Source organism: Ciceribacter thiooxidans (assembly GCF_014126615.1).
GTDB lineage: Bacteria > Pseudomonadota > Alphaproteobacteria > Rhizobiales > Rhizobiaceae > Allorhizobium > Allorhizobium thiooxidans.
This window is the reverse complement of the sequence record NZ_CP059896.1, coordinates 1768986-1786482: the sequence shown is the minus strand read 5'-3', so window position 1 is coordinate 1786482 and position 17497 is coordinate 1768986. Positions and strand designations below refer to the sequence as shown.

The 17497-nt window shown below is 63.0% G+C and carries 19 protein-coding genes; 11 read left to right on the top strand and 8 right to left on the bottom strand.

Features of this window, described 5'->3' with window-relative positions:
• The first annotated feature begins 111 nt into the window (after positions 1–111).
• The gene (locus tag H4I97_RS08485) at positions 112–873 is read left to right on the top strand and encodes a nuclease (RefSeq protein WP_182307453.1); all 762 of its coding nucleotides are present in this window, start codon (positions 112–114) and stop codon (positions 871–873) included.
• 88 nt (positions 874–961) lie between these two features.
• Here the strand turns inward: H4I97_RS08485 and H4I97_RS08480 are convergent, their stop codons facing one another.
• The 4 genes from H4I97_RS08480 to H4I97_RS08465 form a co-directional block, all read right to left on the bottom strand.
• Positions 962–1732 carry an amino acid ABC transporter ATP-binding protein gene (locus H4I97_RS08480; RefSeq protein ID WP_182307452.1) on the bottom strand — a complete coding sequence of 257 codons (771 nt, stop codon included), beginning with the start codon at positions 1730–1732 and terminating at the stop codon, positions 962–964.
• A 15-nt stretch (positions 1733–1747) separates the two neighbouring features.
• Positions 1748–2905 (bottom strand): amino acid ABC transporter permease, encoded by a 1158-nt coding sequence (locus tag H4I97_RS08475; RefSeq protein ID WP_182307451.1) that lies wholly within the window; start codon positions 2903–2905, stop codon positions 1748–1750.
• 1 nt (position 2906) lies between these two features.
• Positions 2907–4100 (bottom strand): amino acid ABC transporter permease, encoded by a 1194-nt coding sequence (locus H4I97_RS08470; protein ID WP_182307450.1) that lies wholly within the window; start codon positions 4098–4100, stop codon positions 2907–2909.
• Between the two features lie 104 nt (positions 4101–4204).
• On the bottom strand, positions 4205–5233 hold the full coding sequence (locus tag H4I97_RS08465; protein ID WP_182307449.1) for an amino acid ABC transporter substrate-binding protein: 1029 nt from the start codon (positions 5231–5233) through the stop codon (positions 4205–4207).
• A 359-nt stretch (positions 5234–5592) separates the two neighbouring features.
• Between H4I97_RS08465 and H4I97_RS08460 the strand changes: the two genes are divergently transcribed.
• A complete protein-coding gene (locus H4I97_RS08460; protein WP_182307448.1) occupies positions 5593–6783 on the top strand; it encodes a cystathionine beta-lyase in 1191 nt (396 codons plus the stop codon).
• Positions 6784–6785: 2 nt separating this feature from the next.
• On the opposite strand, the gene H4I97_RS08455 is transcribed toward H4I97_RS08460, so the two are convergent.
• Both H4I97_RS08455 and H4I97_RS08450 read right to left on the bottom strand, forming a co-directional pair.
• Complete coding sequence (locus tag H4I97_RS08455) at positions 6786–7949, bottom strand: FAD-dependent monooxygenase (protein WP_182307447.1); 1164 nt, start codon at positions 7947–7949, stop codon at positions 6786–6788.
• A gap of 30 nt (positions 7950–7979) precedes the next feature.
• Positions 7980–8225 (bottom strand): zinc-finger domain-containing protein, encoded by a 246-nt coding sequence (locus tag H4I97_RS08450; RefSeq protein WP_182307446.1) that lies wholly within the window; start codon positions 8223–8225, stop codon positions 7980–7982.
• 175 nt (positions 8226–8400) lie between these two features.
• Here H4I97_RS08450 and H4I97_RS08445 point away from each other — a divergent pair, with 175 nt between their 5' ends.
• Positions 8401–9186 (top strand): alpha/beta fold hydrolase, encoded by a 786-nt coding sequence (locus H4I97_RS08445; RefSeq protein ID WP_182307445.1) that lies wholly within the window; start codon positions 8401–8403, stop codon positions 9184–9186.
• A gap of 12 nt (positions 9187–9198) precedes the next feature.
• Here the strand turns inward: H4I97_RS08445 and H4I97_RS08440 are convergent, their stop codons facing one another.
• Positions 9199–10002, bottom strand: a complete 804-nt coding sequence (locus H4I97_RS08440; RefSeq protein ID WP_182307444.1) for an enoyl-CoA hydratase-related protein — start codon at positions 10000–10002, stop codon at positions 9199–9201.
• Positions 10003–10075: 73 nt separating this feature from the next.
• Here H4I97_RS08440 and cysE point away from each other — a divergent pair, with 73 nt between their 5' ends.
• The 8 genes from cysE (at position 10076) to H4I97_RS08400 (ending at position 16569) form a co-directional block, all read left to right on the top strand.
• Positions 10076–10900, top strand: coding sequence for a serine O-acetyltransferase (gene cysE, locus H4I97_RS08435; protein WP_182307443.1), 825 nt, complete (start codon positions 10076–10078; stop codon positions 10898–10900).
• A gap of 135 nt (positions 10901–11035) precedes the next feature.
• Complete coding sequence (locus tag H4I97_RS08430) at positions 11036–11239, top strand: DUF3126 family protein (protein ID WP_182307442.1); 204 nt, start codon at positions 11036–11038, stop codon at positions 11237–11239.
• Positions 11240–11431: 192 nt separating this feature from the next.
• Positions 11432–11791 carry a phasin family protein gene (locus H4I97_RS08425; RefSeq protein ID WP_182307441.1) on the top strand — a complete coding sequence of 120 codons (360 nt, stop codon included), beginning with the start codon at positions 11432–11434 and terminating at the stop codon, positions 11789–11791.
• Positions 11792–12033: 242 nt separating this feature from the next.
• Positions 12034–12381 carry an ATP-dependent Clp protease adapter ClpS gene (gene clpS, locus H4I97_RS08420; RefSeq protein ID WP_182307440.1) on the top strand — a complete coding sequence of 116 codons (348 nt, stop codon included), beginning with the start codon at positions 12034–12036 and terminating at the stop codon, positions 12379–12381.
• Positions 12382–12390: 9 nt separating this feature from the next.
• Positions 12391–14838 carry an ATP-dependent Clp protease ATP-binding subunit ClpA gene (clpA, locus tag H4I97_RS08415; protein WP_182307439.1) on the top strand — a complete coding sequence of 816 codons (2448 nt, stop codon included), beginning with the start codon at positions 12391–12393 and terminating at the stop codon, positions 14836–14838.
• 116 nt (positions 14839–14954) lie between these two features.
• Positions 14955–15371, top strand: coding sequence for a nuclear transport factor 2 family protein (locus tag H4I97_RS08410; protein ID WP_182307438.1), 417 nt, complete (start codon positions 14955–14957; stop codon positions 15369–15371).
• Between the two features lie 119 nt (positions 15372–15490).
• Positions 15491–16243: an AzlC family ABC transporter permease gene (locus H4I97_RS08405; protein WP_182307437.1), complete on the top strand. Its 753-nt coding sequence runs from the start codon at positions 15491–15493 to the stop codon at positions 16241–16243.
• A complete protein-coding gene (locus H4I97_RS08400) occupies positions 16240–16569 on the top strand; it encodes an AzlD domain-containing protein (protein WP_182307436.1) in 330 nt (109 codons plus the stop codon). Before H4I97_RS08405 ends, H4I97_RS08400 begins: the two co-directional genes overlap by 4 nt.
• A 3-nt stretch (positions 16570–16572) precedes the next feature.
• On the opposite strand, the gene H4I97_RS08395 is transcribed toward H4I97_RS08400, so the two are convergent.
• A complete protein-coding gene (locus H4I97_RS08395; RefSeq protein ID WP_182307435.1) occupies positions 16573–17454 on the bottom strand; it encodes a LysR substrate-binding domain-containing protein in 882 nt (293 codons plus the stop codon).
• Positions 17455–17497 lie beyond the last annotated feature (43 nt).

Sequence of the window (17497 nt, the reverse complement as noted above, 5' to 3'; positions counted from 1 at the left end):
GCTCCCGCGCCCATCGTCGCGGTGCCCATTGTCACCTTGTTCCTGTCCCGTTCCCGCGCCCTCTGGCGACGACTCCCGTGCCGTGATAAGGGCGGGACGTGAGGTATTCGCATGGCTCGTTCTCCGTCTTCGTCATCCAAGCGCGCGCCGCGCAAGCGGCGCAAGTCGTCCAGCTCGCGTTCGTCCCGCAGTCTCTGGCCATGGGCTGGCGCGCTGATCGTCGTTGCCGGCGCCATCGCCGTTTACGACAATCGTGACCAGTGGCAGGCGAACTGGCCGAGGATTGCCGCTCTGGTGCAGCCGAAGAGTGGCGGAACCGGTAAGAAAGCGGACAGCGCCACCGCGAGCAAATCATCGTCCGCGAAGCCCGTTCCGCCGGCGCCTGTCGGTGCGTCACCGAAGCCGAAGTCCGAACCGGGGCGAACGACGGCGGCGCTGATCCCGCCCGCGCCCGTGGGCAAGACCTTGCCGCAAGCGCTGCCGCAGCAACGGCCAAGCGAGGGCGCTATTGAGGGCAGGGGATTTGCCGCGACCTTCTACTATTGCGGGACATCCGGGCTCGACAATTGTGTCGCGAGTGGCGACACCTTCTGGCATCGCAAGACGAGGATCGTGCTCGCCGATGCCGTCGCGCCGCAGACCGAGAGGGCGAAGTGCCAGACGGAACGCGACAAGGGCTTTGCCGCCAAGGTCCGGCTCAAGGAGTTGCTCAACGCCGGCGCCTTCGATCTCGTCGCTCCGGGCATGCCGGTCGCCGCTTCGGGCAGTGAATTCAAGGTCGTCCTGCGCAATGGCCGCTCGCTCGGAGCGATCCTGCTCAATGAAGGGCTGGCGGCGCCGCGAACCGGGGAACGCAAGGGCTGGTGTCCTTAGGTCGCGTTCGCGAACGGCCGGGAAGCAAAGAAAAACCCGCCGCGGCGACCAGCCGGGCGGGTTTTCGTATCGGCGCGGAGCCTGCCGCTCAGTGCAGGATCTGGCTCAGGAACAGCTTCGTGCGCTCGTGCTGCGGATTGTCGAAGAACTCGGCCGGCGAGTTCTGTTCGACGATCTGACCCTGGTCCATGAAGATCACGCGGTTCGCGACCTGGCGGGCGAAGCCCATTTCGTGCGTCACGCAGAGCATGGTCATGCCCTCTTCGGCGAGACCCACCATGGTATCGAGAACTTCCTTGACCATTTCCGGGTCGAGCGCAGAGGTCGGCTCGTCGAAGAGCATGATCTTCGGCTTCATGCAGAGCGCGCGCGCGATCGCCACGCGCTGCTGCTGGCCGCCGGAGAGCTGGCCCGGGTACTTGTTGGCCTGCTCCGGGATCTTCACGCGCGTCAGGAAGTGCATGGCGACTTCCTCGGCTTCCTTCTTCGGCATCTTGCGAACCCAGATCGGGGCAAGCGTGCAGTTCTCGAGGATCGTCAGGTGCGGGAAGAGGTTGAAGTGCTGGAACACCATGCCGACTTCGCGACGGACTTCATCGATCTTCTTCAGGTCGTTGGTGAGTTCGATGCCGTCGACGACGATCTGTCCGGCCTGATGCTCCTCAAGCCGGTTGATGCAGCGGATCATGGTCGACTTGCCGGAGCCCGAGGGACCGGCGATGACGATGCGCTCGCCCTTCATGACCTTGAGGTTGACGTCGCGCAGCACGTGGAAATCCCCGTACCACTTGTTCATGTTGACGATTTCGACCGCGACTTCCGTCTGCGAAATTCCGGGTTGAACGGCTTGCTGGGCCATGTTTGTTCCTCTCATTTATCTCTTGTGGCCTCTGTCCAGGCGGCGCTCGACGAAAGCCGAGTAGCGCGACATCCCGAAACAGAACAGCCAGAATACGAAGCCGGCGAAGATCAGGCCGGTGAGCGGCGTCACCGGTGTCAGCCAGCTGGCGTCGCCGAAGCTCGCCTTCACGATGCCGAGCAGGTCGTACATGTTGATGATCGACACGAGCGAGGTGTCCTTGAACATGCCGATGAAGGTGTTGACGATGCCCGGAATGACCAGCTTGATCGCCTGCGGCATGATGATCAGGATCATCTTCTGCCAGTAGGTAAGGCCGAGCGAGTCAGCCCCTTCGTACTGACCTTTCGGAATGGCCTGCAGGCCGCCGCGGATGACTTCGGCCATGTAGGCCGAGGCGAAGATCGAGACGCCGACAAGTGCGCGCACGAACTTGTCGATGTTGTTGCCGGGCGTCAGGAAGAGCGGCAGCAGCACGCTCGCCATGAAGAGCACGGTGATCAGCGGCACGCCGCGGACGAGCTCGATGAAGCCGATCGAGGCGGAGCGTACGATCGGCATGTCGGAGCGACGCCCGAGCGCGAGCACGATGCCGAAGGGCAGGGAGACGACGATGCCGACGAAGGACAGCAGCAGCGTCACCATCAGGCCGCCCCACTGGCTGGTTTCCACATGGGAGAGGCCGAACCAGCCGCCGAGTAGCAGCACATAGGCGACGATCGGCAGCGCAACAAAGAGCAGAAGGGCGTTGAGCCCCTTGCGCGGCACTGAAGGAACCAGCAGCGGAACGAGCAGGCCCACGAAGAGGACGGCGACAAGGATCGGACGCCACAGCTGATCGCGGGGATAGGAGCCGACCATGAACTGGGTGAACCAGTCGCCGACATAGGCCCAGCAGGCGCCACTCCAGCCATTCGGCTGGATCCCGCCCTGGGCGATTGTGGCGCAGTCTGCGCGGCCTTCGCCGGTCCAGACCGCCGAGATGAACAGCCAGTCGAACGTCGACACGACGAACCAGACGATGATCGTGCCGAAGATGACCGACGTGACCGCGTCGAGCGGGCTCGCAAACAGGTTCTTGCGGGCCCAGCCGAACACCGAGCGATCACTCAGCGGGGCGGGGCGGGGTGCCAGGAACTCCTGGCGGAGATAGGAGACGTTGTTTTCGCTCATGTCAGCGCTCCACCAGAGCCATCTTGGCGTTGAACCAGTTCATGAAGAGAGAGGTCGCGAGGCTGATCGACACGTAGATCAGCATCCAGATCGCGATGATCTCGATCGAATGGCCCGACTGGTTGAGGATCGTGCCGCCGACCGCGACCAGATCGGCATAACCGATGGCAACGGCAAGCGAGGAGTTCTTGGTCAGGTTCAGGTACTGCGAGGTGAGCGGCGGAATGATGATCCGCAGCGCCTGTGGCAGAACGACGAGACGCGTCGTCGGACCGCTGCGCAAGCCGAGCGCGCTCGCAGCTTCCGTCTGGCCCTTCGACACGCCGCGGATGCCGGCGCGCACGATCTCGGCGATGAACGCCGCCGTGTAGAAGGACAGTGCCATGTAAAGCGACAGGAACTCCGGACCGATGACGGTGCCGCCGCGCATGTTGAACTTGCCGAGCTCCGGAATGTCGAAAGTGATCGGCGCACCGAGGACGACGAAGACGACGAGCGGCAATCCGACGATCAATGCTATGTTGGTCCAGAGGACCGGCGGACGCTTGCCCGTAGCGAGCTGTCTCTTCGTCGCCCACCGCGAGTAAAGGATCGCGGCCACGATGCCTGCGACAAAGGCGGCGACGACAAGCCCTATGCCCTCGCCGAAGACCGGTGCCGGCATGTATATGCCGCGGTTGCTCACGAAGACGGAGAGCGGCAGTGCCAGCGCCGAGCGGACCTCCGGCAACAGCGACAGTACGCCCTTGTACCAGAAGAAGATCACGAGCAGCGGCGGGATGTTGCGGAATATCTCGACATACACGGTCGCAAGGCGGGAGATCAGCCAGTTGTGCGACAGTCGACCGATGCCGACGATCAGGCCGATGATGCTCGCCGTGATGATCCCGCTCACGGCGATGATCAAGGTGTTGACGAGGCCGACCGTGAGCGCCTGCAGATACGTATTGTCGCTTGAGTAGGCGATCGGCGTCTGGGCGATGTCGAAGCCCGCGCGGTTCCTCAGAAATTCGAACCCGGCCGTCATGTTGGCGCGGGCGAGGTTCTGGGCGGCGTTGGTTCCGGCAAACCAGAACAGCCAGATGATGAAGACAAGAGTCAGTCCCTGATAGACGAACTGACGGAAAGCTGGATTGTACAGCAAAGAGTGCACCGAACGGCTATTGCCGTCCCGGCCCGAGGCGACCACTGCCATGCATTATCCCCTGTTCGCAGCCATCATTTTTCGTAGCTGCCTTTTTTCACTCTGTCGATCGGAAAGGCGCCGAGGCGCCTTCCCGGTATGCTGGTTGCGACCGCTTAGCGGATCGGCGGAGCGTACTGCAGACCGCCCTTGGTCCACAGGGCGTTCAGGCCGCGCTCGATCTTCAGCGGGCTGCCCGCGCCGACGTTGCGCTCGAAGGACTCGCCGTAGTTGCCGACCTGCTTGACGATGTTGTAGGCCCACTTTTCGTCAAGGCCGAGGTCCTTGCCGATGGTCTGGTCCTTTTCCTCGCCGAGGAAGCGCTTGATGTCCGGGTTTTCGGACTTCGCCATTTCGTCGACGTTGGCGGAAGTGATGCCGAACTCTTCGCTAGCGACCATGGCGAAATGGGCCCAGGTTACGACGTCGAGCCACTTGGAGTCGTTCTGGCGAACGGCCGGGCCGAGCGGTTCCTTGGAGATGATTTCCGGCAGAACCATATGATCGTCGGGGTTGGCCAGCGACAGACGGATCGAATACAGGCCGGACTGGTCGGTCGTGTAAACGTCGCAACGGCCGGACTGATAGGCGGCGTCGACTTCTTCCTGCTTTTCGAACACGACCGGCTTGTACTCGAGGCCGTTGGCCTTGAAATAGTCGGCGAGGTTGAGTTCGGTCGTCGTGCCGGACTGAACGCAGACGGCAGCGCCCGAGAGCTCGAGTGCCGACTTTACGTTGAGGCTCTTCGGAACCATGAAGCCCTGACCGTCGTAATAGTTGACGACGCGGAAGTCGAAGCCGAGCTGCGAGTCGCGGCTGGCGGTCCAGGTCGTGTTACGGGCCAGCATGTCGATTTCGCCCGACTGCAGGGCCGGGAAGCGGTCCTTAGCCGAGAGAGGGGTGTACTTGACCTTGGTCGCATCGCCGAAAACGGCAGCGGCAACGGCACGGCACACATCGACGTCAAGGCCGGACCAGTTGCCCGAGGAGTCCTGGGCGCCAAAGCCGGCGAGATTGGAGCCGTTTACGCCGCACTGCACGAAACCCTTTGCCTTCACGTCGTCGAGCGTGCCGGCGAATGCAGCCGGTGCGCCAAAGCCGACGACTGCAGCGCCGAGAGCGACTGACAGAAGCTTCTTGTTCATTTTTCCCAACCTTTGTCTATTGTTCTTGAAATATTCGACGGTCACGCTTCGCTGTAACGATTTCATGCCTCCGCCGGCCCGCTGACCTCCCGGTGCGAGCCGCGCTATCACAGTCTTAAAATGAACCACGGTCAAGACTGCGGTCCGCGAAATGGGGCAGAAAATTGGAAAAATGCCTTATCCGCATCAAAATCAGGCAGAAAATGGCGGAAAAAATCGGAAATTGGCTAAAAAAGCACCGATTTACCGCATAACCACCATCGAAACTCCGGTTGAGGATGCCTCGACGCGCCTTGACGTCCTTCCTCGAGGATACGACAAATCCGCTCGTCATATCCCCGAGGAAAGGCTTGGTTCTCATGAGAGACAGAAAAGAGATGCTGGCGGCCGCCGGTACGGACACGCGCTTGTGCCACGTCGGCCATGATCCGATGAGCTATTACGGCTTCGTCAACCCTCCCGTGGTCCATGCCTCGACCGTTCTGTTCCCGAATGTGGAGACCATGGAAACGCGGTCGCAGAAGTATACCTATGGCACGCGGGGCACGCCGACGACGGACGCGCTCTGCGAGGCGATCGACGAGCTCGAAGGGTCGGCCGGCACCATTCTGGTCCCGAGCGGCCTTGCGGCGATCACGGTCCCGTTCCTCGCTTTCCTGTCGGCCGGCGATCACGCACTCATCGTCGATTCGGTCTACGGCCCCTGCCGCCACTTCTGCGACACGATGCTGATCCGCCTCGGCGTGACCGTCGAATACTACGATCCGGCGATCGGGTCCGGGATCGAGGCGCTGATCCGGCCGAATACGAAACTCGTCCACACGGAGGCACCGGGTTCCAACACCTTCGAGATGCAGGATATCCGCGCGATCTCCGAGGCTGCGCACAGGCATGGCTGTGTCGTCACGATGGACAATACCTGGGCGACGCCGCTCTATTTCAAGCCGCTCGATTTCGGCGTCGACATATCGATCCATGCGGCGACGAAGTACCCGTCCGGCCATTCCGACATCCTGATGGGAACGGTCTCGGCCAATGCCGCCCACTGGCCGCAGCTGAAGGAAGCAAACGGCACGCTCGGCATCTGCGGCTCGCCGGACGATTCCTACATGATCCTGCGCGGGCTGCGGACGATGAATCTCCGGCTGGAACATCACAACAGAAGCGCACTTTCTGTCGCCAGGTGGCTTGAGGCTCGCGACGACGTCGCGACGGTCCTGCACCCGGGCCTGCCGAGTTGCCCCGGCCACGACATCTGGAAGCGGGACTTCAAGGGCGCGAGCGGCATCTTCTCCTTCGTCCTGAAGGTGGATGAGCGGGAAAACTTCAAGCCGAAGGCGCGGGCCTTCCTCAATGAACTCTCGCTCTTCGGGCTCGGCTATTCCTGGGGCGGCTACGAGAGCCTGGCTGTCATGGTCGACCTCTCCGACCGCAAGATTCGCACCGCGCCGGCCGAAGGTCCGGTCATTCGCCTGCAGATCGGGCTGGAGAACGTCGAGGACATCATCGCCGACCTCGAACGCGGGTTCAGGGCTGCCGTCGCGGCCTGACGTCAGCCCTTTGCGTGATAGCCGTAGAGCCAGTCCAGATCGGCGGCGAGGCTCTGCGGCGATCGTGTCGCAAGCACTAGGTCGCGGGCGATGCGCACAGGGCCGCGCGCATGATAGGCGAAGCGGTTGAACGCACCGCGTTTGCCGACACGCGCGGCGCGCGCCTGGCGAACGTTCTCGTAGGTTGCGAGTGCTTCGGGGAGCGGCGTGCGCGCGACGAGACCGGCAAGTTCGAAGGCGTCTTCGATGGCCATCGCCGCCCCCTGCGCCGCAAACGGCATCATCGCATGCGCCGCATCACCGATCAGCACCGTGTCGCGACCGTTCTGCCATCGGCCAGGGCCCGCCTGGTAGAGCGGCCAGAAGGTTGCGCCGCGCAAACTCGAAAGCAGGGTCCGGATAGCGGGGTTCCACCCGGAGAATTGCTCGGTGAGCGTGCGCCTCTGTCGCTCGCTGCCTTCCTCCGACCAGGTTTCTCCGGGGTCGACGCCCGCGGCGATCGCCACGACGTTGAAACCGCCGATCTCTTTCAGCGGGTAACAGACGAGGTGGCTGTTCGGGCCGAGGAGGGCAGTGACATTCAGCGGATCGAGGAAGTTCGGCGCGCCTCCTCCTGCGATCGTGAAGCGCCAGGCGATGTTGCCGGAAAAGGATGACTTCGGTGCCCCGGGGATGCGGGCGCGGGCTCTCGACCAGACGCCGTCGGCGCCGATGACGAGATCCGGCTGCTCACCGATCGCGCGGGCGATCTCCGTGTCGCCCGGCTTTTCGATGTGACAGCCGAGGTGAACCTTGCAGAGCGGATTGCGCAAGACCGCCGAAAGCAGCGCCTGTTGCAGCGTCGATCGGTGCAGGACGCCGTAGGGTGCGCCCCAGCGCTCCCGTGCGAAGGCGCCGACCGGGACGGCGGCCAGTGCCCCAAGTGTCACGCCGGATTTCAACCGGATTTCTTGCGGCTCGCACCACCGCTTCTCGATCTCGCCGAGGACGCCGAGTTCGCGAAGGATTCGCGAGGCATTGGGCGAAATCTGCAGGCCGGCTCCGACCTCGCCGAGCTGTGGTGCCTGTTCGAGGATTTCGCTACGGATCCCGTGTCGCGCCAGCGACAGGGCAGCCGTAAGCCCCGCCATCCCGGCTCCGATGATGGCGACGACGTTGGTGGACATGGCCTTGCCGATCGTGGAATGCGGGGGGCGTCAGGCCGCCTTGACGTGATAGACGCAACCGGCGGGGTCGGTCTGTTCGGCCTTCAGCGACGGGTTATAGCGATAGAGGGTCGAGCAGTAGGAGCAGACCTTTTCGTTGTCGTCGCCCATGTCGATGAAGATGTGCGGGTGATCGAAGGGAGCGGAAGCGCCCGTGCACATGAACTCCTTCACGCCGATCTCGATCATGCGGTGTCCGCCGTCGTTCTGGAAGTGGGGAATGGTGTGCCCGGCCATATGTCTCTCCGAATGCCTTTTTGCTTTGCGGCGGACATTATCCTCCTTCGCCGCGAATGTGTAGAGACAAACACGCGCCAAACCCACAGAAAAGAGAGCAATGCGCCTTTGATGCGCGGGCACGTTTCACTAAGGTGCGCGCCGTCACGCCCCGAATAAGACATGGATCGAAGCGATGAACCTGAATGCGCCGGCATTCTCCCTTTTCTATCACGACGGCTTGCAGCTCGCCTATTTCGATGCCGGCGATCCGTCCGGCCCGCCGATCCTGCTGATCCACGGGTTTGCCTCGACGGCGACGGTGAACTGGGTTCATCCGGGCTGGCTGAAGACGCTGGGGGAGGCCGGCTACCGCGTCATCGCAATCGACAATCGCGGCCATGGAGCCAGCGATCGGCCGCATGAGCCGGAGGCCTATCATCCGTCGCGGATGGCGGCGGATGCCGCCGCATTGCTGACCCATCTCGGCCTGCCCGATGCCGACGTGATGGGCTATTCGATGGGGGCCAGGATTTCCGCCTTCATGGCGCTCGAGCATCCCCACCGCGTGCGTTCGCTGGTCTTCGGCGGGCTCGGCATCGGGCTCTGCGATGGCGTCGGCGACTGGGATCCGATCGCCGAGGCGTTGCTGGCGCCGTCGATTTCCGACGTGACCCATGAGAGGGGACGAATGTTCCGGGCCTTTGCCGAACAGACCCGCAGTGATCGCATTGCGCTCGCCGCCTGCATCCAGGAGTCCCGCGTGCTCGTCGATCGCGCCGATATCGCGCGCGTCGATGTCCCGACCTTGATCGCCGTCGGCACCAGGGACGACATCGCCGGTTCTCCGGAGGAACTGGCGGCGCTGATGCCGGACGCGAGGGCGGTCGATATTCCGAACCGCGACCATATGCTTGCGGTCGGTGACAAGGTCTTCAAGAAGGCCGTGCTTGATTTCTATCGCGAGATCGGTCGCCAGTGACCGTCGCCTCGTCTACTCACCGGTGAACACCGGTTTACGCTTTTCCGAGAAGGCGCGCCGGCCCTCGGCATAGTCGGCGCTGTCGAAGGTCGAGGCTCCGACAACCTCCGCTTCGCGCAGAAGGTCGTCATCGACTTCAGCGACGGCTCTCAGGGCGAGCTTCGACGCCTGCACCGAAAGCGGGGCATTGGAGGCGATCATCTCGGCGAGCGCGAAAACCCTGTCGCTCAGCGTCTCCGGCGCCGTGACGTCGAGCAGGAAGCCGCAGGCGAGCAGTTCGGCGGTGCGCATTGCGCGCCCGGTATAGAGCACCTTGCGCGCCATCTGATCGCCGAGCGATCGCGCAAAGTCCTGAACGGCGTCGGCCGGATAGGCGAGGCCGAGGCGCGCGGCCGGCACCGCAAAGGCCGCCGTCTCGTCGGCGATCCTGATGTCGCACGCCGCCGCAAGTCCGAAGCCGCCGCCGTAGCAGATGCCGCGGATCGCGGCGATGACGGGCACACGCGCTTCCCTGACAGCGGCGAAGGCTGCACTGTTGTCGGCCTCATAAAGCCGTGCGGTCGCGGTGTCGTTGCGTACGACGGGGAACTCGGAAATATCGGCGCCCGCGCTGAAATCGTGTTCGCCTGCACCCGACAGCACGATCGCGCGCGCGCCGGCCTCACCGCACAGCCAGTGAATGGCGTCCGGGATCGCCCGCCACATGGCCGCGGTGATGGCGTTCTTGCGCTCCGGATTGTCGATGGTCAGGAAGCCGATGCCTTCGCGGCTTTCGGCGCGAATTCTTCCTGCAGCGAAATCACGGATTTGCTTCATCGGTCCTGCCCATCTGGTTTGCGTCGGCGTTAGCCTATATAATATACAGGCGATGGAACAGAGGAGACCGGCAATGGCCGCAAAGACAGAAGTCCTCCACGGCGAACATATCAAGTCGATGGACCCCATCTGGGATTCGCTTCGCCACGAGGCCCGCACGGCAGCCGAGCATGATCCGCTCCTGGCCGCCTTTCTCTATTCGACTGTCCTCAACCATCGCTCGCTTGAAGACTGCGTCATCTACCGGATCTGCGAACGGCTCGATCATGCGGACCTTCAGGCGATCCTGCTGCGGCAGACGTTCGAGGAAATGGTGAGGGACTGGCCGGAATGGGGCCAGATCATGCGCGTCGACATCCAGGCGGTCTACGACCGTGACCCTGCCTGCACGCGTTTCATGGAGCCGGTCCTGTATTTCAAGGGATTCCATGCAATCCAGACCCACCGCCTCGCACACTGGCTCTGGAACCGCGGACGGCGCGATTTCGCGCTCTATCTGCAGAGCCGCTCTTCCAGCGTCTTCCAGACGGATATCAACCCGGCGGCACGGATCGGCAAGGGGATATTCCTCGACCATGCCACGGGCCTCGTTGTCGGCGAGACGGCGCGGATCGGCGACAATGTCTCGATCCTGCACGGCGTCACCCTCGGCGGTACGGGCAAGGAGGGAAGCGACCGTCACCCGAAGATCGGCGACGGCGTGCTGATCGGCGCGGGCGCGAAGGTGCTCGGCAATATCGAGGTCGGTTGCTGCTCGCGTGTCGCTGCCGGCTCCGTGGTCTTGAAGCCGGTTCCGAAGGGCTCGACCGTGGCCGGCGTTCCGGCCCGGGTCGTGGGCGAGGCGGGCTGCGCCGAGCCGGCCCGTTCGATGGACCAGATACTCGCCTCGGAGGCGTGAACCAGAAGAACCGCGCCGATAACGGCGGACGAGGGGATCCGGTCGGTGGTCATTTGTCCGCAGCCGCGTCTTTACATCATCCGAGCGGCCGTGCGACAAGCGCCCCGAACTTGAATCGCCCCATGGAGAACTGTAGTGAAGCCCGACGAAATCAAGAAGCTCGACGCCTATTTCAAGCGGACGTTCAACCCGGCCATCGTGGTCAAGGCTCGTCCCCGCAAGGACGACTCCGCGGAAGTCTATCTCGGTGACGAGTTTCTCGGCGTCGTCTTCCGCGACGACGAGGACGGCGATCTCTCCTACAATTTCTCGATGGCGATCCTCGACGTCGATCTCTAAGCCTGAAGTTGCAGATTTACTGATATATGTCTGCCTTATCAGCAAAAAGGGCCGTTCCGCATCTCGGGCGGCCTTTTGTTTTACCGGTGTATACAACCAATGCGGGATATTGCATCGCGGAAAACAATTGACAAAAATTGTGCATGTGCTATGTGGGTCAGCAGCGAAATGAAGCAGAAGGGACACTGCCGTATGTTTAATTTCGATGATGCGAACACGAAGGGCAAGGAAGCCATGGACGCGATGCTGAAGAACTATGCAGAGATCGCGAAGGGCTTCCAGGCCATCGCGACGGAAGCCACCGAGTATTCGAAGAAGTCGTTCCAGGATGCGGTTGCGCATATGGAAAGCCTGACAGGCGTGAAGAGCGTCGAAGGTGCGCTCGAACTGCAGACGAATTTCGTCAAGGGCGCCTACGAGGGCTTCGTTTCCGAGGCGACGAAGCTGACGGAAATGTACGCAGACCTGGCCAAGAGTGCCTACAAGCCGTACGAGACGCCGGCCGCGAAGGCGTCGAAGTCCGCCGGTGTCCCGGCCGCGACGGCCGCCTGAGGCAAACCTACGCGCCATCGCGCATCCGAATAAACCAAGGCCGGCCACGGGACCCGTGGCCGGCCTTGTGCGTTCTCCCTTGTGCTGTCCCCGCTTTTCTCTGCGGTCGCGGCCGTTACGACGCAAATGTGTTTGCACTCCTTTGCGGGGGGCTTAAAATCACCAAATTACGAACTACCTTAATGTGCTAAGTGTTCGCTTCGGCGCCAGCCGTCCGGCGAACCACTGGAGAATGGAAGAACATGATCGCCACGCCGGTCTTCATGCAGCAGAAAGGTGACGGGGACAACGCGGGTCGCGGCACGTCCGTCATCACGCGCACGAAGCCGAAGACCAAAAAGCCGAATCTGTATCGCGTGCTGCTGCTCAACGACGACTACACCCCGATGGAATTCGTGATCCACATCCTGGAGCGCTTCTTCCAGAAGGACAGGGAGGCGGCCACGCGCATCATGTTGCATGTTCACAATCATGGCGTCGGGGAGTGCGGCATCTTCACCTACGAGGTTGCCGAAACCAAGGTCAGCCAGGTGATGGATTTCGCCCGGCAGCACGAGCACCCGCTGCAATGTGTGATGGAAAAGAAGTGAGGATTTGACGTGCCAACATTTTCTCCGAGCCTCGAGAAGGCGCTGCACCAGGCACTGACCTACGCGAACGAGCGGCATCACGAATATGCCACGCTCGAACACCTTCTGCTCGCGCTGATCGACGATGCTGATGCGGCGGCCGTGATGGGGGCGTGCAACGTCAACCTCGATGTGCTTCGTAAGACTGTAAGCGACTATGTCGACAACGAATTGTCGAACCTGGTGACGGGTTATGACGAGGATTCCAAGCCGACCTCCGGCTTTCAGCGTGTCATCCAGCGCGCGGTCATTCATGTGCAGTCCTCCGGCCGCGAAGAGGTGACCGGCGCCAACGTGCTGGTTGCGATTTTCGCCGAGCGCGAGAGCCACGCGGCCTATTTCCTGCAGGAGCAGGAAATGACCCGCTACGACGCGGTCAACTACATTTCCCACGGCATCGGCAAGCGTCCGGGCGCGTCGCAGGTTCGCCCGCCGCGTGGTGCCGAGGAGGGAGAAGCTGAGGCCAAGCAGGCGCGCGACCAGGAAGAGGGCGCCTCCAAGGGCAAACAGGAAGCCCTCAAGGCCTACTGCGTCAACCTCAACGAGAAGGCCCGCGCCGGTCGGATCGACCCGCTGATCGGCCGCAACGACGAGGTCAACCGCACGATCCAGGTGCTTTGCCGCCGTTCCAAGAACAACCCGCTCTATGTCGGCGATCCCGGCGTCGGCAAGACGGCGATCGCCGAAGGTCTCGCCAAGCGCATCGTCGAGGGCAAGGTCCCCGACGCGCTGAAGGATGCGACGATCTTCTCGCTCGACATGGGGACGCTGCTCGCCGGCACCCGGTACCGCGGTGACTTCGAGGAGCGCTTGAAGCAGGTGGTCAAGGAACTCGAGGAGTATCCGGGCGCCGTGCTCTTTATCGACGAGATCCACACTGTCATCGGTGCGGGTGCGACATCGGGCGGCGCCATGGACGCCTCGAACCTCCTGAAGCCGGCGCTCTCCTCGGGTGCGATCCGCTGTATCGGGTCGACGACCTACAAGGAATACCGGCAGTTCTTCGAGAAGGACCGGGCGCTCGTCCGTCGCTTCCAGAAGATCGACGTCAACGAGCCTTCGATCGACGACGCGATCGAGATCATGAAGGGCCTGAAGCCCTATTTCGAGGACTATCACAAGCTCCGCTACACGAACGAGGCCATCAAGGCGGCGGTCGAGCTTTCGGCGCGCTACATCTCCGACCGCAAGCTGCCGGACAAGGCGATCGATGTGATCGACGAAACCGGCGCGGCGCAGATGCTGCTGCCCGCTTCCAAGCGACGCAAGCTGATCACCGAGCGCGAGATCGAGGCGACGATCGCGACGATGGCGCGCATTCCGCCGAAGACGGTCTCCAAGGACGACGAGATGGTGCTCGCCAATCTCGAGAAGGAGCTCCGTTCGGTGGTCTACGGCCAGGACAAGGCGATCGAGGCGCTGTCGACGTCGATCAAGCTTGCCCGCGCCGGCCTGCGCGAACCGAACAAGCCGATCGGCTGCTATGTCTTCTCCGGCCCGACGGGTGTGGGCAAGACCGAAGTCGCAAAGCAGCTTGCCGCTTCACTCGGCGTCGAACTGCTGCGCTTCGATATGTCGGAATATATGGAACGCCACACCGTCTCGCGGCTGCTCGGTGCGCCTCCCGGTTATGTCGGCTTCGACCAGGGCGGTCTCCTGACCGACGGCGTCGACCAGCACCCGCATTCGGTCGTCCTGCTCGACGAGATCGAGAAGGCGCATCCGGACATCTACAACATCCTGTTGCAGGTGATGGATCACGGCTCGCTGACCGACCACAATGGCAAGAAGATCGACTTTCGCAACGTGATCCTGATCATGACGACCAACGCCGGAGCGTCGGAGGGCGCGAAGGCGGCGATCGGTTTCGGTTCGTCCAAGCGGACGGGCGAGGAAGAGGAAGCACTCAACCGCCTATTCACTCCCGAGTTCCGCAACCGCCTCGATGCGACGATCCAGTTCGCCCCGCTACCGACCGAGGTCATCCACCAGGTGGTACAGAAGTTCGTCATGCAGCTCGAGGCGCAGCTTTCCGAGCGCAACGTCACCTTCGACCTCGCGCCGGAAGCGATCGCCTGGCTCGCCACTCGTGGCTACGATGAGAAGATGGGGGCCCGTCCGCTGGCACGGGTCATTCAAGAGCACATCAAGAAGCCGCTCGCCAACGAGATCCTCTTCGGCAAGCTGAAGAAGGGTGGCGTCGTCAAGGTCGGAGTCAAGAAGGACGAGACCGGCGCCGAGGTTCTTGATCTCGATGCTGTTCCGGATGTCGCGCCGGTCAAGCCGAAGGCGGAGGCCGAAACCGTCGGCAAGGCCAAGGCTGCCCGCAAGACGAAACCATCGGCAGAGGAGCCGAGCGAGGAAGGCCCGGCTCCGAAGAAACGGGGCTCGGTTCCCAAGGTGCCGAAGAAGAAATAGCGGTTGGTCTTCGAGTGGTAGTCCCTTGCTATACGAAGAGGTGAATTGACCCCTCGCAGCCACGCTGCGAGGGTTTTCTCGTCGGTGCTGTCGACGGCAAACTGGGGGAGCGGAAGATGGAGCATGAGAGCGGCGGGGTACCTCGTCTCGGCGATGAGGAGCAGCTGCTCTGGGAGCACGTCGAGATGCTGTGGGAGCTCGCCCGCCGGCGCGAGACGGCACCGGTCCGCAAGCTTCTCCATCCCGACTATACCGGCTGGGTGACTGGCCTCGACAGGCCGCATGACTACGAGGCGGCGGTGACGTCCGTCGGGCCGGGTTCGCCGCGCATACTCCGCTACAGGTTGCAGCCTCTTGAAGTCACGGTCTTCGATCACGAAGTCGGCGTCGTGCACTATCGTTACGAGGCGGAGGTCGAGGCTGCAGGCGGCGCGTCTCAGGCCGTCGCCGGTCGCTGGACGGAAGTGTACAAGCGGCGCGGACGGAGCTGGTTGATGATTTCGGTGAGCGGCGGGCCCGACGGCATGCGCTGAGGGAATGGCCGGGTTGCGGAAAACCGCTGTCTCGTGCCGGGAATCGCCGGTATTGCTTGCGCAAACCTGTGCCGGCGGCGTCTCTCGTCGGTCTCCGCCGTCTTCCCTGGGATCTGCCGATGCCGTTTCAGACTGCCGATTCCGAATCTTTTCGCTGGTTCCGGCGCGGTGCAAGCGGCATTTTCAGCCTGCCGGCGCTGATCCTGATGACCTCCTTCGTCGGTTTCGCCGCCTTCGCGCTCGAGGCCGGCATTTCTCGCGGCGCGGCGATGTTCATGACGCTGATGATCTGGGCGCTTCCGGCCAAGATGATCCTGACCGGGATGCTCGCGAGCGGCGCCCATATTCTCGCGATCATCGTCGCCGTCTCGCTCTCCTCGATCCGGATGATGCCGATGGTGGCCTCGCTCGTTCCGGAAATCCGCACGCCGCGCACCCCGGTCTGGCTGCTGCTCTTTCTTTCCCATTTCATCGCGATCACCGCCTGGGTGTTCACCACCCAGCACATCGGTGCCGTTCCGCGCGAGCATCGGACCGTCTACTTTGCCGGTTTCGCGATCACGTTGACGCTCACCAACACACTCCTGGTCGGCGTCTGCTACGGCCTCGTCGAGACCTTTCCGCCGCTGGTGGCCGGGGTTCTGTTCTTTCTGACGCCCATTTATTTCGTCGCATCGATCTGGGCGACCTCGCGCCAGCCTGTCCTCAAACTGGCGTTTCTCATCGGGATCGTCGGCGGGCCGCTGCTTTCGCTTGTGGTCCCTGGAATGGACGTGCTGATTGCCGGCCTCGGCGGCGGGACGGTCGCCTACCTCGTCGACCGCCTGATCATCTCCGCTCGGCAGAAGCGTCGCGAGGGAGAAAGCCGATGAACGACTATACGATCTATGGCGTCATCCTCGTCGCCGGCTGGCTGGCGACGGATGTCTGGCGCTGGCTCGGCGTGGTCGCCGGCAACCGCATGAACGAGGATTCCGAGGCGCTGAAATGGGTGAGGGCGGTCGCCACTTCGCTCGTCATGGCGGTGACGGCGAAGCTCATCGTCTTCCCGACCGGCAGTCTCGAAGCCTCGCCACTCTGGCTGCGGCTCGCCGCGGCGGGGCTAGGCTTCGTCGCGTTCCTTGCCGCGGGGCAGCGGGTCGTCGTCGCTGTCGTGGTCTCCGTGGCGTTCCTGGCGCTCGGCCTCGCCTTCGTCTGAGCCTCAGCCGTCCGGAGGGATCGCGACCGCTGCCTCCGCCAGCAACCAGTCGCGCATCAGCACTGCTTCTGGTGAGAGGCTTGCCGCTTCCGTCAGCCAGTAAGCCTTCTCCACGTCCGTTGGGCGATCGAACAGGATTTCGAGTTTCCCCTTCGAAAGCTCGTCGGCAATGAGTGCGGTCGGGCAGAGCGCGACGCCGAGCCCGGCCGTCAGCGAACTCAGGAGCAGGTTGAAATCGGCAAAGATCGGCCCTGCCTCGCGCGGGCTTTCGAGACCTCCTTCGGCAAACCACCGTCGCCAGGCGGCCGGGCTTTCGTCATGCAGGAGATCGGCCTCGAGAAGCTCTCGGGGATCGCTGATCGGGCCTCTGCGATGCAGATAGACCGGCGCACAGGTCGGGCGTGTTGCACCGGAGAGGATCGGTACCGCTCCGGTATCCGGACGGGTGCCGTGCTGGATCAGCAGATCTGCCGCGGCTTCCGACGCCGTCTTTGCGCCTGCTGCGTAGGAGATCGCAACCTGTATGTCCGGATGTGCGGCGCGGAAGCGCGGCAATCTGGGCGCCAGCCAATGGGTGACGACCGAGGGAAGGCAGGCGAGACGCACGGTGCGGCTTCTTGCTCCCGCGGTGAGCCGTTCGGCGGCAGCAGCAATCGTTCCGAATCCTGCGGTCACCGCCTTGCCGAATTCCCGGCCGGCGGGCGTCAGCCGCACGCCGCGGGCGCGGCGCTCGAAAAGGCTGACACCGAGCCAGTCCTCGAGGCTACGTACATGCTGGCTGACGGCGGCGGGCGTCATGCCGAGCTCGGCGGCCGCCTGCCGGAAGTTCTCGTTGCGGGCGGCGGATTCGAAGGCGCGAAGACTTGGCAGCGGTGGGAGCTTCATGGAGAAGAAGGATAAGTCATGCTTATCCTTATGGCAAGAAAAA

Excerpts from the sequence above, each read along its gene's own strand:
- H4I97_RS08485 (WP_182307453.1), top strand. The coding sequence starts at position 112 with ATGGCTCGTTCTCCGTCTTCGTCATCCAAGCGCGCGCCGCGCAAGCGG.
- H4I97_RS08480 (WP_182307452.1), bottom strand. The coding sequence starts at position 1,732 with ATGGCCCAGCAAGCCGTTCAACCCGGAATTTCGCAGACGGAAGTCGCG.
- H4I97_RS08475 (WP_182307451.1), bottom strand. The coding sequence starts at position 2,905 with ATGAGCGAAAACAACGTCTCCTATCTCCGCCAGGAGTTCCTGGCACCC.
- H4I97_RS08470 (WP_182307450.1), bottom strand. The coding sequence starts at position 4,100 with ATGGCAGTGGTCGCCTCGGGCCGGGACGGCAATAGCCGTTCGGTGCAC.
- H4I97_RS08465 (WP_182307449.1), bottom strand. The coding sequence starts at position 5,233 with ATGAACAAGAAGCTTCTGTCAGTCGCTCTCGGCGCTGCAGTCGTCGGC.
- H4I97_RS08460 (WP_182307448.1), top strand. The coding sequence starts at position 5,593 with ATGAGAGACAGAAAAGAGATGCTGGCGGCCGCCGGTACGGACACGCGC.
- H4I97_RS08455 (WP_182307447.1), bottom strand. The coding sequence starts at position 7,949 with ATGTCCACCAACGTCGTCGCCATCATCGGAGCCGGGATGGCGGGGCTT.
- H4I97_RS08450 (WP_182307446.1), bottom strand. The coding sequence starts at position 8,225 with ATGGCCGGGCACACCATTCCCCACTTCCAGAACGACGGCGGACACCGC.
- H4I97_RS08445 (WP_182307445.1), top strand. The coding sequence starts at position 8,401 with ATGAACCTGAATGCGCCGGCATTCTCCCTTTTCTATCACGACGGCTTG.
- H4I97_RS08440 (WP_182307444.1), bottom strand. The coding sequence starts at position 10,002 with ATGAAGCAAATCCGTGATTTCGCTGCAGGAAGAATTCGCGCCGAAAGC.
- cysE (WP_182307443.1), top strand. The coding sequence starts at position 10,076 with ATGGCCGCAAAGACAGAAGTCCTCCACGGCGAACATATCAAGTCGATG.
- H4I97_RS08425 (WP_182307441.1), top strand. The coding sequence starts at position 11,432 with ATGTTTAATTTCGATGATGCGAACACGAAGGGCAAGGAAGCCATGGAC.
- clpS (WP_182307440.1), top strand. The coding sequence starts at position 12,034 with ATGATCGCCACGCCGGTCTTCATGCAGCAGAAAGGTGACGGGGACAAC.
- H4I97_RS08410 (WP_182307438.1), top strand. The coding sequence starts at position 14,955 with ATGGAGCATGAGAGCGGCGGGGTACCTCGTCTCGGCGATGAGGAGCAG.
- H4I97_RS08405 (WP_182307437.1), top strand. The coding sequence starts at position 15,491 with ATGCCGTTTCAGACTGCCGATTCCGAATCTTTTCGCTGGTTCCGGCGC.
- H4I97_RS08400 (WP_182307436.1), top strand. The coding sequence starts at position 16,240 with ATGAACGACTATACGATCTATGGCGTCATCCTCGTCGCCGGCTGGCTG.
- H4I97_RS08395 (WP_182307435.1), bottom strand. The coding sequence starts at position 17,454 with ATGAAGCTCCCACCGCTGCCAAGTCTTCGCGCCTTCGAATCCGCCGCC.